This is a genomic window from Paenibacillus sp. FSL P2-0121 (assembly GCF_037975345.1).
GTDB classification, from domain to species: domain Bacteria; phylum Bacillota; class Bacilli; order Paenibacillales; family Paenibacillaceae; genus Paenibacillus_AQ; species Paenibacillus_AQ odorifer.
This window is the reverse complement of record NZ_CP150245.1, coordinates 5,698,244-5,714,257: the sequence shown is the minus strand read 5'-3', so window position 1 is coordinate 5,714,257 and position 16,014 is coordinate 5,698,244. Positions and strand designations below refer to the sequence as shown.

12 protein-coding genes are annotated in these 16,014 nt (G+C 47.2%); 9 read left to right on the top strand and 3 right to left on the bottom strand.

Going from position 1 to position 16,014, the window contains the following annotated elements; all coding sequences use genetic code 11:
- Window positions 1–33: 33 nt before the first annotated feature.
- The 3 genes from MKY54_RS25225 (at window position 34) to MKY54_RS25215 (ending at window position 3,661) form a co-directional block, all read left to right on the top strand.
- Window positions 34–1,725, top strand: a complete 1,692-nt coding sequence (locus tag MKY54_RS25225; protein WP_076129196.1) for an alpha-glucosidase — start codon at window positions 34–36, stop codon at window positions 1,723–1,725.
- Window positions 1,726–1,877: 152 nt separating this feature from the next.
- A complete protein-coding gene (locus MKY54_RS25220) occupies window positions 1,878–2,612 on the top strand; it encodes a class I SAM-dependent methyltransferase (protein WP_076279956.1) in 735 nt (244 codons plus the stop codon).
- 38 nt (window positions 2,613–2,650) lie between these two features.
- Window positions 2,651–3,661 (top strand): MBL fold metallo-hydrolase, encoded by a 1,011-nt coding sequence (locus MKY54_RS25215; protein WP_339188295.1) that lies wholly within the window; start codon window positions 2,651–2,653, stop codon window positions 3,659–3,661.
- A gap of 1,341 nt (window positions 3,662–5,002) precedes the next feature.
- Here MKY54_RS25215 and MKY54_RS25210 read toward each other — a convergent pair.
- Window positions 5,003–5,611, bottom strand: coding sequence for a phosphatidylglycerophosphatase A (locus MKY54_RS25210; protein WP_339188294.1), 609 nt, complete (start codon window positions 5,609–5,611; stop codon window positions 5,003–5,005).
- 269 nt (window positions 5,612–5,880) lie between these two features.
- On the opposite strand from MKY54_RS25210, the gene MKY54_RS25205 reads away from it, so the two are divergent.
- From MKY54_RS25205 to MKY54_RS25195, 3 genes are all read left to right on the top strand, one after another.
- Entirely contained in the window at window positions 5,881–7,014 is a 1,134-nt protein-coding gene (locus MKY54_RS25205; RefSeq protein ID WP_312151619.1) for a GerMN domain-containing protein, read from the top strand.
- Between the two features lie 163 nt (window positions 7,015–7,177).
- Entirely contained in the window at window positions 7,178–7,936 is a 759-nt protein-coding gene (gene rph / locus MKY54_RS25200) for a ribonuclease PH (RefSeq protein WP_036686952.1), read from the top strand.
- 1 nt (window position 7,937) lies between these two features.
- Window positions 7,938–8,594, top strand: coding sequence for an XTP/dITP diphosphatase (locus tag MKY54_RS25195; RefSeq protein ID WP_076220464.1), 657 nt, complete (start codon window positions 7,938–7,940; stop codon window positions 8,592–8,594).
- A gap of 390 nt (window positions 8,595–8,984) precedes the next feature.
- Here MKY54_RS25195 and MKY54_RS25190 read toward each other — a convergent pair whose 3' ends face one another.
- Both MKY54_RS25190 and MKY54_RS25185 read right to left on the bottom strand, forming a co-directional pair.
- Entirely contained in the window at window positions 8,985–11,411 is a 2,427-nt protein-coding gene (locus tag MKY54_RS25190; RefSeq protein WP_339188290.1) for a glycosyl hydrolase family 18 protein, read from the bottom strand.
- Window positions 11,412–11,471: 60 nt separating this feature from the next.
- Complete coding sequence (locus tag MKY54_RS25185; protein WP_339188287.1) at window positions 11,472–13,451, bottom strand: glycosyl hydrolase family 18 protein; 1,980 nt, start codon at window positions 13,449–13,451, stop codon at window positions 11,472–11,474.
- A 512-nt stretch (window positions 13,452–13,963) separates the two neighbouring features.
- On the opposite strand from MKY54_RS25185, the gene MKY54_RS25180 reads away from it, so the two are divergent.
- From MKY54_RS25180 to MKY54_RS25170, 3 genes are all read left to right on the top strand, one after another.
- Window positions 13,964–14,488, top strand: a complete 525-nt coding sequence (locus MKY54_RS25180; protein ID WP_248549552.1) for an NfeD family protein — start codon at window positions 13,964–13,966, stop codon at window positions 14,486–14,488.
- The gene (locus MKY54_RS25175) at window positions 14,488–15,423 is read left to right on the top strand and encodes an SPFH domain-containing protein (protein WP_076129203.1); all 936 of its coding nucleotides are present in this window, start codon (window positions 14,488–14,490) and stop codon (window positions 15,421–15,423) included. Before MKY54_RS25180 ends, MKY54_RS25175 begins: the two co-directional genes overlap by 1 nt.
- A gap of 102 nt (window positions 15,424–15,525) precedes the next feature.
- Complete coding sequence (locus tag MKY54_RS25170) at window positions 15,526–15,981, top strand: cupin domain-containing protein (protein ID WP_036686965.1); 456 nt, start codon at window positions 15,526–15,528, stop codon at window positions 15,979–15,981.
- Window positions 15,982–16,014: the final 33 nt, after the last annotated feature.

Below are 16,014 nucleotides of genomic sequence, written 5' to 3'. Positions count from 1 at the left end.
TCTACATATAGCTAAATAGGAGGTAACCGAGAAATGAACCCGAAATGGTGGAAAGAGAGTGTCGTGTACCAAATTTATCCGATTAGCTTCATGGATAGTAACGGAGATGGGATTGGAGACTTGCAAGGAATCATATCCAGACTGGATTATCTGCAGGATTTAGGTGTAGACGTGATTTGGGTCTGCCCAATTTATAAATCACCAAACCATGATAACGGTTATGATATCAGTGATTACTGTGACATTATGAAGGAATTTGGCACGATGGATGATTTTGACCATTTGCTGAGGGAGATGCACGCACGTGGGATGAAGCTGATGATGGATTTGGTTCTGAACCATACGTCACATGAGCACCCATGGTTTGTTGAATCCAGATCGTCGAAGGACAATCCGAAACGGGACTACTATATTTGGCGAAAAGGAAAAAATGGAGGTCCCCCGAATAACTGGGAGTCTTATTTCAGTGGCTCGGTGTGGGAGCATGATCCGCGGACGGATGAATATTACCTTCACCTTTACTCCAAATATCAGCCTGATCTGAACTGGGAGAATCCGGTGGTCATTGATAAGCTGCATGAGATGGTGGAATGGTGGCTGAAGAAGGGTGTGGACGGATTCCGCTTTGATGCCATTGCACATATCGTGAAGACGAAAGGTTACCCGGATGCGGATAATCCAGGTGGAACACCTACCGTAAGAGCTTATGGAATGTTCTCCAATCTGGCAGATGTGCATACCCTGCTACAGAATTTATATGATAAAGTGCTTTATTTCTACGATATTATGACGGTAGGAGAGACTTCAGGACTTGGACCGGAGCAGGCGCTTGATTATGTAGGTGATGGTCGCCGGGAGCTGAATATGACTTTTCAGTTTGAGCATATGTTTCTGGATGCCGCTTCGGCAGGTAGTGGGAAATGGGATGTCGTCCCATGGAGTCTACTGGAGCTGAAAAAGATTATGAGTAATTGGCAGACGGTTCTGCATGACAAAGGCTGGAATGCGAATTATCTCTGCAACCATGACCAGCCGCGCGCAGTGTCCCGGTTTGGGAACGACCTTTTTTACCGGATTCCTTCGGCTAAAATGCTGGCGACCTTCATTCACATGCTGGAAGGCACACCTTATATTTATCAAGGCGAAGAAATTGGAATGACGAATGTCTGTTTCGAATCCATTGATGAGTACCGGGATGTAGAGACGCTTAATTATTATGAAGAAAAGCGAAAAAACGGCGTTCCAGAAGAGCAGATTATGTCTGCCATTCATCATAAAAGCCGGGATAATGCCCGCACCCCGATGCAGTGGGACGATGGTCACGCAGGTGGTTTTACGACGGGGACTCCTTGGATTGAAGTAAATTCCAACTATATGGAGATCAACGCTGGCAATGCGATTAAAGATCCCGATTCCATCTACAACTACTATAAACAGCTGATTGCCCTGAGAAAAAAACACAAAGTCATCGTTTATGGAGCCTACGGGCTGCTGCTCGCAGAGCATACAGAGATATATGCGTATACTCGGACATTAGAAGATCAGCGGCTGCTGGTTATTCTGAATTTTTATGATGGAGAGCCTGTATTCGAATGGCCAGCGGAGTTCCAACCAGACAATATTGAGCTGTTAATTTCTAATTATTCCGTGGAAAAAGATGAGCAGATCCAACCGCTTAAACTTCGTCCTTATGAAGCACGAGTATATTTGCAGCAGCTTGTGTAAGGGAAGCTACAGGAATGAGTTGTCATGAAGGGGCTGAGCGCTCCACTGTGACAACTCTTCTTTGAGTTTGTGAGTAAAAGACTGTACAATGGCGATACATTAACATACATAGAGTGGAGTTACAGGAAGACGCCTGTGGGAGGAGAGACAACATGACTGAATGGTATGAAAAGAGCTTCGGAGAGGATTATCTGGTCGTATACAAACATCGAGACTTTGGTGGAGCTCGTAAAGAAGTTGAACGAATGATCTCGTGGCTGGGACTACCGCCAGGCTCCAAAGTGCTGGATTTATGTTGTGGGATGGGACGTCATTCACTGGCACTTGCGGAAGCAGGGTACGAGGTAACTGGAGTAGATTTATCAGAGGTATTGCTGCGTGAGGCAAGATCTCAAAAAGGAGCGGAGCAGGTAACTTGGCTGCGTTCTGACATGCGGGACCTACCGTTAATAGGAGGTTTCGATGCTGTGGTTAATCTATTCACTTCCTTTGGTTATTTTGAAGAGGATGAGGAGCAGGTAAAGGTTTTGCGTGAAATCTATCGGATGTTGAAGCCGGGTGGCAAGTTTGTTATTGATTATCTGAACCCTGCGTATGTGATTCGTCATCTGGTGCCGCATTCTACCCGTGAGGATGGAAAGAATCTGATTGATGAGTCGCGGCGGATCGAGGATGGGTATGTGAAGAAGGACATCATTTTAACCTCTAAGAATGATTCTACATCTCGTCAATATCATGAACGTGTGAAGCTGTATTCATTGGAGAAATTCAGCGGAATGATCGAGGAAGCGGGTTTACAGCTCGAAGCTGTGCATGGCAGCTATGAAGATGAGGTTTATAATGCAGAAAGCTCCACGCGGATGATTTTTAGTGGAATTCGATCGTAATGGTATCAGGAAAAAGATTCAAAGGCGGTGATCGCACCATGTCTAAGGCGGATATCACTTCATGGGACAAGAACATTCTTCAGGTCTCGGTGCCCATGGACTCGCCGCTTCGTCAAGTGAACAGCTATATTCTGCCTGATGAGGATGGCAGAATTACTATTATCGATCCCGGTCCGCGTAGCCCGGAGACAGAAAAATGCTGGCATGCGATCCTACAGGAGCTGGGATTGTCGTGGAAGGACGTGCGGGATATCGTCGTAACGCATCATCATCCCGATCATTATGGATTGGCGGGATGGTTGCAGTCGCAGACCGGATGTAAAGTATGGATGACTGAACGTGCTCATGCCGAAGCGATGTTGATGTGGGGCGGTAACACGGATATCAATGAAGTTTTGCCGTTATATTTCATCAGACACGGAATGTCGGAGGAATGGTCGAGTGGAATTAAAGCGCATTTGGAGAGCTTTGACGCTCAAGTAGAGCCACAGCCGGTTGTAACTTATCTGAATGAGGTAGAGCCTTTCGGGATGGGTGGCCGTGAATGGCAATTGATTGTAACTGGCGGACATGCACCGGGACATGTGAGTTTCTATCATGCGGGCAGCGGGCAAATGATCTGCGGCGATGCTGTGCTGCCGCAGATTTCGCCCAATGTCAGCCTGCTTCCAGGCAGCGATCCACAGCCGCTGCAGACGTTTCTTCAGGGGCAGCGGGAGCTGGGGAGCTACCCGGTCAGCATGGCGTTCCCGGGTCATAGGGAACCGTTCACGGGCTTTGCGCATCGGGTCAGCAGCCTGCTCGCTCATCATGAGGAGCGGCTGGATACCACGGCAGCCTTGCTCGCAAACGGTCCGCTGAGCGGCTTCGCCGTCTGCGAAATTCTGTTTCGCAGCCGGGTAACCACCGTTCACCAGATGCGCTTTGCGATGAGTGAGACACTGGCGCATCTAGCGGAGTTGATGCGCCGGGAGCGAGCAGTGATGATAGAGGCGGACGGTGCTATCTTGTTTGCAGCATCTGAAAGTGCTGGTGACCATGTTAGTTAGAGTTTCTATCACGATCGAAGAGTGATGAAATGAATGATGAAATGAATGATGAATGATGAATGATGAATGATGAATGATGAATGATGAATGATGAAATGAATTGAGATATGAATGTTATGATCGAGTAGAGGTACAGAGCAGTCTTGTGTTATTGGGACTGCTCTTTTTTGGGTTTTGGTTTTAGTGACTAAGTAGAGAGTATATTTCGGTGCTATTTATATGAATATTGAGCTCCTTAGTCCGATCGAATACCCAACTAAACCTTTGATTACATACTCATGCGTCACGCTGATCATTTGGACTAACATTTGATTACTTTGATTATGTGTCACGCTGATCATTCGGGCTCAGATTTGATTACTTACTGATGCGTTACACAGATCATTCGGACTAACATTTGATTACTTTACTCATGCGTCACGCTGATCATTCTTGCTCAGATTTGATTACTTACTCATGCACACAGATCATTCGGACTCAGATGCCGCTATTCGTGGATTTTGGGACTTTTGAGGTGAGTATCGGACCGGAGAGGCGTTATTGCTAGAGTAATGGGTTGTTATTGGTCATTTTTGAGTGAATAGCGACTCTGGAGTCCGAAAGTGACTAAATCAAGGGTGATTTATGGAAATAGGGTCACCTGAGTCCGACCGCATTACCAAACTACCATTTGATTACTTTACTCATGCGTTACACAGGTTATTCGGACTCAGACGCCGCTATTCGTGGGTTTTGGGACTTTTGAGGTGAGTATCGGACCGGAGAGGCGTTATTGCTAGAGTAATGGGTAGTTATTGGTCATTTTTGAGTGAATAGCGACTCTGGAGTCCGAAAGTGTCCAAATCAATGGGGATATGTGAGTATAGTGTCACCTGAGTCCGAACGCATTACCAACTACCATTTGATTACTTTTCTCATGCGTCAAGCTGATCATTCGGGCTCAGATTTGATTACTTACTCATGTGTCACACAGATCATTCGGACTCAGATGCCGCTATTCGTGGGTAGAAACACATCTTACCGAGTAACTAATTGCTGATATTTACTAATTGGGGAATTCATCCCTTTTTTCGAGGTTTGTGGGGGTGTAGAGCGGATATTAGGGAATTTCTCCCTAATAATCTACGAATGTAGCTATAAATTAAGGTTTTCGTAGAGTTATTAGGGAAGAATTCCCTAATAACTTAGGTTTTGAACGATTTTCGGTATTTTTTAGGGAGTTTTTCCCTAAAACGGTCCCAACCCAACCCAACCCAACCTCAAAAAAAGCGATTGTCTCATAACCCGCAAGGGTTACGAAACAATCGCTTTTTAATTCTTAGAGTGTACCCAAAACACCGGTTACTCCGGTTGTTTTTCATGTTCTGCAAGTTTCCTTGCAGTTTCTTCGCGATCCTCAGGTGAATGCGGAAGTTCGAGGTCTATCTCACGCTCAGCTTGCTTACGGTGTGCGATTCGGCTACTAGCTGCAGCGGCTACCGCGCCGACGATATCGTCGAGGAAGGTGTGGATCTGTCCGGTGTTTTTGTCGTTCAACCGTTCAAGAACGCCTGGCTTAAGCTTGTCCACATAACCATAGTTGGTGAAGCCAATGCTGCCATATACATTTACGATGGAGAAAGCCAGAATCTCATCCACTCCGTATAATCCCTCATCATTTTCGATCATATCCTGAAGCGGTGGAAACAACTTCCCCTCCTCCGCGAGCATGTCCAATTGAATGCCCGTAAGTACCGCATTTTGCACTTCTCGTTTGCTGAGTACCATCTCAACGTTATGGACACATTCTTCCATCGTTAAGTTTGGATAATATTTTTTTTGCAGAAACATAACGAGCTCTGCGATTTCCTGCAGGTTCACTCCACGCTTATTCAACCACATTTTGGTCGCATCTGCGACTGCCTTGCTGTTCAGACTGTAAGGTATTTTTGCGATTGGTTCATCAGCCATGATTAGTCACCTCGTAAGTTAAGTCTTTGCATTACAACGTTCGTTAGCATGATGTTAAGCGCTGGTGTTATCTCAGATTGTACGTTTAGAAAAAGTATTTGTCCAGAAAACGGAGTCTATATGAATTAAAATCTAGATCCAACCTAACCTGAAAATAAAGCGCACAGGCTTTTCCAACAATTTAGGATAAGCAGTTGTTATTTTTTGGACAAAGGTCTCGTATACATAGCAGTACAAATGCTATCTAACCTTGAAAGGGGTAATAAATGATGAAAACAATGCAACAAATCCGCGGGATTTCCGCAGTCTGCCTACTCGCAGTTCCACTGGCACTGTCCGGTTGCGGCTTGTTCGGTTCGGAATCAGCATCGATTGATGCTCCGCCACCTGAGGTTGAAGCGCAGATGTTACAGACAGAGGGAAATAACTCTTTGGATTCAGGTGTATTTGGTCCAGTGGCTCAGGATGATGCACAAGCAGTTGTGAAGGACAGCACCAAAACCGCTAAAGCAACGGATAAAGCAACGGCTTCCGGTGACCGGACGACCGTATATTTGGAAGATGGAAATGGCTTACTCGCTCCAGTGTCGCTAAATCTGCCAAAAAGCAAAGATTCCAGCACGCTCAAGAACTCTTTAATGGCATTAGTGAATAAGGGAGAATATGCGTCCTCATTGCCAGAAGGTTTCCAAGGCATTCTACCAGCTGGAACTGAGGTGCAAAGCATTACGGTAGACAAGTCGAATTTGGCAGTTGTTGAGTTCAATTCGGAATTTAACAACTATGATGCTGCGGATGAACGCAAAATCCTTGAAGCGATCACTTGGACACTTACCGGTCAAGATGACATTAAAGGTGTGCAGTTCTGGGTAGATGGTAAAAAGCTTACGGAAATGCCGCTTCAAGGCACTCCGCTGGATCGCCCGCTGTCCCGCACAATGGGCATTAACCTGCCAAAACAAGGTCCATCTTTGATGAACTCTAGTGCGGTTACTGTTTATTTTTCCACAACATCTCCTGACGGTATCCAATATTATGTTCCGGTTACGCGCTTTGTACCCGCAGGGCAAGAGCAGCTGACTGCTGCTATCAATGAACTGATTGCGGGACCTGAATCCGGAGACGGTCTGGAAATGGTTATGACACAGGGCACATCACTTGATTCGGTTGAAGCCGGACAAAACGGTGTTGTTACTGTATCCTTGACTGACGATATGTTCGCAGATGGGAAGGAAGTTCCTGCCGAATTGCTGGAATCGGTTGTTCTGACTGTTGCGCAAAATACGGAAGATGCTCTGGTTCAAATTCGTTTGAACGGCAAACAATCGATTACTGACACTGACAATGTGGATTATAGCAAACCTGTTTCTGCACCTGAATTTTTGAACGAGCTCCCGTTATAGAATGACCTTCTAAGGTTTAAAAGATGCTTTTGTGCCTCCTCTTTGGTAGAATAAAAGTTGCTCAAAAAGACGTAACGTCCCGAACGGTGAACTGCCGCAATGAACAACAGGGAAACGGGACTCACACTAAACTATTAGCTATACGATGTAGGAGGCAGAAAAGATGAGATCAAACGGGCGAACTGACGACCAATTACGGCCGCTGACAATAACGACCCAAACGAATAAATATGCTGAGGGCTCCGTGATCATTGAGATGGGAGACACCAAAGTTATTTGTACGGCTACTGTAGAGGAAAAAGTGCCTCCGTTTCTTAAAGGACAAGGAAAAGGCTGGGTAACTGCCGAATATTCGATGCTTCCTCGGGCCACCCAGTCCCGTAATCAACGTGAAGCTGCACGCGGTAAACTTACCGGACGTACAATGGAGATCCAGCGGCTGATCGGCCGTGCGCTTCGCTCCGTGGTGAATTTACAAGCGTTAGGTGAACGCAGTATTACGCTGGATTGTGATGTGATTCAGGCGGATGGGGGAACTCGGACGGCTTCGATAACAGGCGCTTTTGTTGCCATGGCATTTGCTATTAATAAAATTGCACTACAGCACAAGCTGGCTGTTTTTCCTATAACAGACTTTTTGGGAGCAATTAGTGTAGGTGTTGTAGGAGATAAAACATTGCTCGATCTGAATTATGAAGAGGATTCTAAAGCCAAAGTGGATATGAATGTAGTCATGACCGGCGGCGGTGCTTTTGTTGAGGTACAAGGGACTGGCGAAGAAAGACCATTCTCGCGTCAAGAGCTGGACCTATTATTAGGTCTAGGTGAGAAGGGAATTTATGAACTGATTGCGGCGCAAAAAGAAGCGCTCGGAGCGATTGCTCTGAAAATCCCTTCCGGCCAACCGGGCCAAGAGGTGTAACATGAATTCCAAGGGCAATATTCTCATTGTCGCAACGAAGAATAAGGGGAAGGTGCGCGAATTCGAGCACGCTTTTGCCCCGCTGGGCCTGACAGTTAAGAGTATGTATGACTATCCGCATCTGCCCGATGTGGTGGAAGACGGGGCTACTTTTGCAGAGAATGCGTTTAAAAAATCCAAAGCCGTAGGTGATGCACTTGGAATTCCGGTACTCGCTGATGATTCGGGTCTTTGTGTAGATGCTTTGGATGGCAGACCGGGTGTGTACTCTGCACGTTTTGCCGGTGAAGACGCTACGGATGGGGAAAATAACCTGAAGCTGCTTAGCGAGCTAGAGAGATTGAAACAGGGGGAAGACACAGATCAGCCTTTGCTGAGCACGGCTAGGTTCGTCTGTACTTTATCGCTGTACGATCCAGTTTCCAAGCAGGAGCTAACCGCAGAAGGTGCGGTCGAAGGTTGGATTACTTCAGAACCATCAGGTGCTGGCGGTTTCGGTTACGACCCGCTATTTTATCTGTCGGAACATGAAAAAACTATGGCCGAGCTTACGCTGGAAGAGAAGCAGCAGATTAGCCATCGAGGAACTGCACTGCGACTGCTGACGGCAAAGCTGGAGAAAAAACTGGCAGCCGAAGGCGGCCTATCGCAGGAATAGATTTTTATATAAAAGTGGGGGTGTCCAAAAGCCGCGAAATGGCTGCTGGGCACCCCCGTTTTTTATTCCTTCCCCTTAAACAAAGCATCAAACTTCGTTCGATTCTAGCACATTCACCCGTATGAAGCGGCTACCCGGACACAGCTGACCTTAAACGCAGCTTTATCCGATATTTGAGATTCGAACGGACCCCAAAGTCGCTATGGGCACGAAAAACACCCCGAAAGAAGCATTTTATAGGGAATAGCAGCACTGGAGTCCGATACACAGCTCCAAAGGCTTGAAATTTGTAAATAACGTCAACTGGGGTAACGTAAGCCCCAAAGGATGAGAATGCCTCTGCACTAATAATGGGATGTTCTCCTTGTTGGAATCAAGGAGAGTACCGGATTATATCAGCTTCCAAAGAGCAGGTGTGGAAGCTGGCTCCCACCCCTGAAGTGAAGTGTGAGGCTGCAAGCAGGAATACGTTTTTCCACTGTAGGCGACGACATCACCTGCTTTATAAGCAACTCCTGTTACCCAGCTAGACCCTCCCGAAGTAGGAGTAGCAGTCGGTAATGGAGTTTGCGTCGGTGTTACGGTTGCGGTGGGCGTCGGTGCCACCGTAGGCGCTGGAGTAACGGTTGCAGTAGGCGTCGGTGCCACCGTTGGTGTCAAAGTCGGTGTTACTGTTGGAGCTACAGTTGCCGTTGGTGTAGAAGTTGCTGTTCCACACACGCTGATGTATTTCCAGACACCGTCCGGTCCGCTAAGATCGGGACGGTCTCCCTGTGTCCACCACTTGGCTTCATAGAGTGAGCCGCTGTAGGAAACGCGTTGTCCGCCAGTATATGCGGTTGCCGCATTCCAGGTCGCTGCCGAACATTGTCCCGGCGTAGGAGTAGGTGTTGGCGCTACAGTTGGCGTTGGCGTCACGGTTGCCGTCGGAGTCGGTGTTGTTGTAGGTGTAGTCGTCGGAGTCGGTGTCGGTGTCGGTGATGCAGACGGTGTTGGTGTTGGCGTAGGTGTAATGCCTCCGTACAGTTTATCGTATTCCTGTTGGGACGAGTTTCCGTTCAGGGTGATTCGCTGTGGACCGCCTGAAAAGTTCAGCTTCATCATACCCGGAATTTCAAGTGAAGCTCCATTCGCAATAGTTTGAGTAGCTGTACCTGTAATACGGTAGCGGTTGAAATCCCAGGCCGTGGAGATTTGCTCAACGCTACCGGCTCCCCATGCCGAGGTTAGGGTTGTAGTTGTTGGCAGGTCGAACTCCAGCTTCCAGCCACCGGAAATATCTGTGCCGGTATTGTTCGTTATTTTTAATGAATAGGTATAGTTCGGATGATCATAGGCGCCGCTGAAGCTGAGGATGAAGTTTTTAGGTTCAGGCAACTGCGGCTTAGGAGCTCCACCCGGTGGCGTGGCTGTCTTCAGCTGATCATAGGCAAAATCGGTCAGAGAATTGCCATACGTATAAGTGCCATCGCTCTGCTCAGAGTAATCGCCCGTTAGTTCCCAGAACATCATACCTCCCAAGCCTTTTTGCTTGATGTAATCCAGCTTGTAGCCAAGAGATTCCTTATCTTCATGCGTAAGAAAAATCTTCTTGTCTGCATTGAATAAGTACGGTGTTTTGGTAACAGGATCGAAGTAGCGCTTATTCGCTGGATCTTTGAGCAGATTTAGCACATGCCAGATCGGATTTGCACCAGCAGGCTGCTCTGGTGCGGGATCATTCCAGATCCCGTATTGGCCATCTGCTCCCCCACCGGTTGTCGGAGCTGTGCCGTAAAGGCCGGTATTGTTGATGCCTCCATTCACATTTTTCCAGCCTCGTGAATAATAAGGAACTCCGATCACGATTTTTTCCGGAGGAAGCGTTCCAAGATAGTATCGGACCGCCCAGTCGGTATTTAGAACCGGAGTGCCCAGCGCAGCAGTTTCAGTATCGCGGGAATCCGGGTACAGTGCAGAATGCGGCCCTACATATCCATTCCAAGCCCCATGGAAATCATAGGTCATAAGGTTCGCCCAGTCTAAATACTGATTGGCTTCCCCAAGCTTCATGCCCCCAAGAATCCAGGAAGAGGCGGTGGCCGCAATAGTCAGGTCATATTTCTGATTGTCTTGTGAACCTGCCAGATCGAGCTTTTCGCGGAGTTTTTTCATAAGAAGAACATAGTTGTTGTAATTTACGGTACGCAGCGGTTCTGCCACGGCAAAATCGTTAGGATTACCGGACTGCCCAGTGCCAGAAGGGTACTCCCAATCGATGTCTACTCCGTTGAACTGATAGGTACGCAGAAAATCCACAACACTATTGGCAAAAGCTTCTCGCCCGGCTTCTGAATTCGCCATGTTGAAGAACCCTCCGGAACCCGACCAGCCGCCAACAGAAATCAGGGTGCGGACATCAGGATAGAGCTGTTTGTACTTAACCAGTTGGTTAAAATGCCCCTTAAAAGGCAGGGTGGTCAGCTGACCGGGATAGTCTTTTTCGATTGCAGCTGTACGGTCCATGAGATCAATCTTGTTCGTTTGAGGATTTACCTTGGCGAAGGCGTAGTTAATATGGGTAATTTTATCCCACGGAATCTTGTCTACGGTGTAAAATCCTTTGTTCTCCTGATCGCCCCACTCTGGGAAGTAAGCAACGATTTTACGAGGGTGATCAGCTGCTGGAGCGGGAGCGGAGGGTGTTGTTTCCGCGGCATGGGCCACTGGTAAGGATGCACCTGTCCCGGTGTAAAGTGGAACCAGAACGATTAGGCTCATTAGCGCAGCAAGGTAACTTATGGATATTTTGCGCTTAGCACGTGCTTTTGCAATCATATTTAATATACCTCCAAAGGGGGATAATGTTATTTCAGGAACGATGCTTCCTGCAAGTCTTTAATTGAGCTTCCATAGCGCAGGTGTGGTGGCTGGCTCCCAGCCCTGAAGTGAAGTGTGGGGCTGCAAGCAGGTATATGTTTTTCCGTTATAAGCGACGACATCACCTGTTTTGTACGCAACGCCTGTTCCCCAGCTAGACCCTTCCGAAGTAGGCGTAGCGGTAGGTAAAGGAGTTTGTGTAGGTGCAACGGTTGCAGTTGGTGTTGGCGCTAAAGTAGGCGTAGGTGCAACGGTTGCGGTAGGCGTTGGTGCTACCGTTGGTGCTACCGTAGGTGTTAAAGTTGGGGCCACAGTTGCAGTTGGTGTTGGTGTCGCTGTTCCGCATACGCTGATGAATTTCCAGACCCCATCAGTTCCGCTAAGATCAGGACGATCCCCTTGCGTCCACCACTTGGCTTCATAGACTGAGCCATTGTAGGAGACACGCTGTCCGCCAGTGTATACGGTTGTTGCACCCCAGGTCGCTGCCGAACATTGTCCCGGTGTAGGCGTTGGGGTTGGCGTCACGGTTGCAGTTGGCGTTGGTGTTGGTGTTGGTGTTGCAGTTGGAGTTGCAGTAGGTGTAGCGGTTGCAGTTGGTGTAGGTGTTGGTGATGTGGATGGTGTCGGTGTCGGCTGCACCACTCCGCCACCAAGATCGGCGTTTAGTTTATTGGTTAGTGTTTTGTTCCGGTCACCACTTGTTTCCCAGAACATAGCACCTGCAAGACCTTTGGACTTCAGGTAGCTGATCTTGTGGCCAAAGGATTCTACGTCGTCATAACTGATAAAGGTTTGATTTGTTGGATTATAGAGATAAGGCACTTTGGATGTATCATTCCAATAGCGGGTATAACCGTTTTTGTTGATATAATTGGCTTCGAGATCATAGAAATCATAGCTGCCTTTTTCCCATGTACCCGTTGGTGAGATGCCAGCGGACACCTGATATTGGCCGTTTCCTGAAGCAGGAGCTCCGCCCCAACCACGACCGTAAAAAGCCATGCCAAGTACAAGCTTGTTCGCAGGTACACCATTCGCAAGATAGGAGGTTACCGCTTTATCAATGTTAAAATTTTGCGGTTCGGTTAAGCCCGAAGCGGAAGCTGCGGGATCATAGTACAACGGAGCATTATGTCCGGTGGTGGTGTTCCAGCTCCCATTAAAGTCATAGGTCATAATATTGATCCAGTCGACAACGGAAGCAATGCCAGCCAGATTATTATTGTTGATATACGTTGGGCCTGCCCCGGAAGCAATGGTCAGCAGATAGGTTTTTCCATCCGCCGCGCCGGCTGTATTCAGCTTTTCGCGAACTTTTTGCAGCAGCAGTACATAGTTTTCTTTATCTTCAGGACGGTAGCTATTGCCTGCGAGTCCACCACTTACTGGATATTCCCAGTCGAGATCCACGCCGTCCATCTTGTATTTTCGAATAAAATCAACCGCGGAATTGGCAAAAACCTCACGGGTCGCAGCTGTCGCAGCTACATCCGAGAAACGGTTCGACCAGGTCCAGCCCCCAACGGAGATTAGGGTCTTCAGGTTCGGGTTCTTTTCCTTCAGCTTCCATAGCTGCTTCAGGTTACCTTTGATGGGATCATCCCATTTGTCATCCCCGAAGCTTTTTCCAGTGTCAATCCACGGGTCACCAAGAACAATCGTACCGTTCGGAACGCTGATGGCTTGGCCTTGCTCATTCTGGCAAGACCAGGTCACCGGATTAGGTCCAGTGGGGTCGGGATTGCCATGGATGCCATTCCAACATATATCCGCAAAAGCGTAGTTAATGACATTCATTTTGGTGGGATCGATATCAGTTACATTGTAAGCACGTCCGTAAGCGGCCCATGAAGCGTAATAACCAACCAGTTTGTAATCCTGTGCGGCGTTGGCTGTTTTGGGACTGCCGCCCAGGGTGGAAAAGAGTGTCAGAACAAGCGCGGCGATCATCGCAATTGCAAAGGTTTTGCGTGAAGCTTTTTTCGTGAAGATCATTGAATTTCTACCTCCTAGATTCAAAGTGTAGTTCGAAATTCTTTTCGGCAAGATGTCCTGACCTTCACCTCCCGTCGGTTGTACTGCACCATCACCCTTGGCGTCCCTATCATTCTATTGAAGTTCAATTCGTAGATTCAGCAGCAAATAAGCAGCGGTCCAAATCAAGCCTTACCCAATCAGTAAGCGCTTTCTTTTATGCTTTTTGTGTGCTGCTGTTTCTTGGATTTTAAAAGATGTAACATGCTGTGTATGGTTTGAATGAATAGAGGAGGTTGTTTGGAAGTTGGATAATTAGGATGAATTAGATATAAATGGGTGATGGTAACTCTTATTCTCAAGCATAGCTTGCAATTGCGCTAGGGATAAAATCAGGTGATATAGGGGGAGAATTTTCTAATTTATAGTGACTCTTCAAAAAGTGAACCCTTTTGGATTTGTATACTCGCCTTTTATCAAGAAACTCATGAAGAAACACATAACCACCGATGTAATGAATATAAATCATATACATGCCTGAAATATTTATTTATGGAACTATGCAACGCATCGATGTTTCTTTTCGTTATAGTAGTATCATACGGAAGGTGGTGGGCTCACCGATGGTTGTGTGGGTGTTTTGGCTGATCGCAGCCGGTGTCCTGTTTGTTGTTGAGATGATGACGCTTACTTTTTATTTATTGTGGCTTAGTATTGGTGCTTTGGCCGCAGGTTTGGTGTCGCTGATTGTTCCCGAAGCCATTTTGTTTCAGGTGGTCCTTGGATCACTGGTCGCACTTGGTCTGACTATATTCTCGAAACCACTGGTTTCTAGATTTCGCCATTCACGTGGGTTCAAGGATACAGGTACAGAAATCATCGGTAGGCAAGGAGTAGTTGTTGAGCCGATAGAGCAGGGACGTTACGGGCAAGTGAAGGTAGGCGGAGATACGTGGAGCGCGAGCTCTGATCAGAATCTGGGCAAGGATGAGGTTGTAAGAGTAGTGAAAAGAGGCACGACGATTATCGAAGTAGAACGATGGGGGGAAATGAACTAATGCAATGGGCAATTATCGCAATTATTATTGTAGTGGTCGTAGTTTTTGTGGCATTAACAGTCAAAATCGTACCACAGCAACGGGTAGGCGTAGTGGAAAGGCTCGGTAAATTTAATCGTCTGCTGACACCGGGGTTGAACATTCTGATTCCTGTAATTGATCAGGTGCGCACGTACCATGATTTACGGATTCAACAAGCGAATGTACCTCCACAAACGGTAATTACAAAGGATAACGTGCAGGTGCAGATTGATACGATTATTTTCTACCAGGTGGTTGGACCAGAGGAAGCTACTTATGGTATTTCTGATTATGTGTATGGGGTAAGAAACATTTCGACGGCAACAATGCGGCAAATCATCGGTAAGCTGGAATTGGATGAGACCTTGTCTGGACGGGAAAAGATTTCGACGGATATTCGTCTTGCTCTCGATGAAGCTACTGAGAAGTGGGGCGTGCGGATCGAGCGTGTGGAAGTTATCGATATCAAACCGCCGTTGGATATTCAGGAAGCGATGGATAAGCAGATGAAAGCAGAGCGGAGCAAACGTGCCATTGTTTTGGAGGCGGAAGCTGCCAAGCAGGATATGATCCTACGCGCTGAAGGGGATAAACAAAGTAAGATTCTAAAAGCAGAAGGCGATAAAGAAGCGCGTATCCGTCAAGCGGAGGGTTCTCGCCAGGCGCAAGAGCTGGAAGCACACGGTGAGGCTAAAGCGATTCAAGCCGTGGCAGAAGCAGAAAAATCACGCATTGAGCTAATTCGTTCGGCAGGTCTGGATGAGCATGTTCTGGCTTATCGTTCCTTCGAGGCTCTGGCTGAGATTGCCAAAGGTCCTGCTAATAAAGTGTTCTTGCCAACAAGCGCTGTTGAAACGCTGGGAAGTCTTGGAGCGATTGCAGAAGTCTTCAAAGCGAGCAAGGACAGTAAATAGATTTTACAATTCGAGCTTATTCCGTTAAAGTAAAAAGCAAAAACAACCTTATGCATACGAAGCTATTGTTGTTCATGCTAACTTTGAAGGAGAGAAGCTACTGTGACGCAAAAAGAAATTTCACCGCTAGTTGAACTGCTTGGATTACAGCCTCACGTTGAGGGTGGTTGGTACAAAAGACTTTGGAATTCGGAATTTGAAATTTCGCAGGAAGTGTTAGGCGATAGCTATTCTGGATCACGTCATTCGGCATCTTCAATTTATTTTTTACTTCACGAAGGCGAACAATCTGATTGGCATACTGTATTGTCCGATGAAGTTTGGTTGTGGCATTCCGGTAGTCCAATCGTGCTAAGTCTCGGAGGTAATGGAGATAAGCCTGAGGATGTGCAGGAAGTTATTCTGGGTCTCGATATTGCTGCAGGCCAGCAGCCACAAGTGGTTGTTCCAGCGGGAGTATGGCAGGCCGCGCGCTCGTTAGGCAAAGAGCCAACGCTGGTATCCTGTATTGTTTCTCCTGAATTCCATTTTGATGATTTCAAACTAATTGAGAAATAAAGAAGAGCGGGGGCGCTTACGCCTCCGTTTTTT

Coding starts and splice junctions, on each gene's coding strand:
- MKY54_RS25225 (WP_076129196.1), top strand. CDS start 34: ATGAACCCGAAATGGTGGAAAGAGAGTGTCGTGTACCAAATTTATCCG.
- MKY54_RS25220 (WP_076279956.1), top strand. CDS start 1,878: ATGACTGAATGGTATGAAAAGAGCTTCGGAGAGGATTATCTGGTCGTA.
- MKY54_RS25215 (WP_339188295.1), top strand. CDS start 2,651: ATGTCTAAGGCGGATATCACTTCATGGGACAAGAACATTCTTCAGGTC.
- MKY54_RS25210 (WP_339188294.1), bottom strand. CDS start 5,611: ATGGCTGATGAACCAATCGCAAAAATACCTTACAGTCTGAACAGCAAG.
- MKY54_RS25205 (WP_312151619.1), top strand. CDS start 5,881: ATGAAAACAATGCAACAAATCCGCGGGATTTCCGCAGTCTGCCTACTC.
- rph (WP_036686952.1), top strand. CDS start 7,178: ATGAGATCAAACGGGCGAACTGACGACCAATTACGGCCGCTGACAATA.
- MKY54_RS25195 (WP_076220464.1), top strand. CDS start 7,938: ATGAATTCCAAGGGCAATATTCTCATTGTCGCAACGAAGAATAAGGGG.
- MKY54_RS25190 (WP_339188290.1), bottom strand. CDS start 11,411: ATGATTGCAAAAGCACGTGCTAAGCGCAAAATATCCATAAGTTACCTT.
- MKY54_RS25185 (WP_339188287.1), bottom strand. CDS start 13,451: ATGATCTTCACGAAAAAAGCTTCACGCAAAACCTTTGCAATTGCGATG.
- MKY54_RS25180 (WP_248549552.1), top strand. CDS start 13,964: ATGCCTGAAATATTTATTTATGGAACTATGCAACGCATCGATGTTTCT.
- MKY54_RS25175 (WP_076129203.1), top strand. CDS start 14,488: ATGCAATGGGCAATTATCGCAATTATTATTGTAGTGGTCGTAGTTTTT.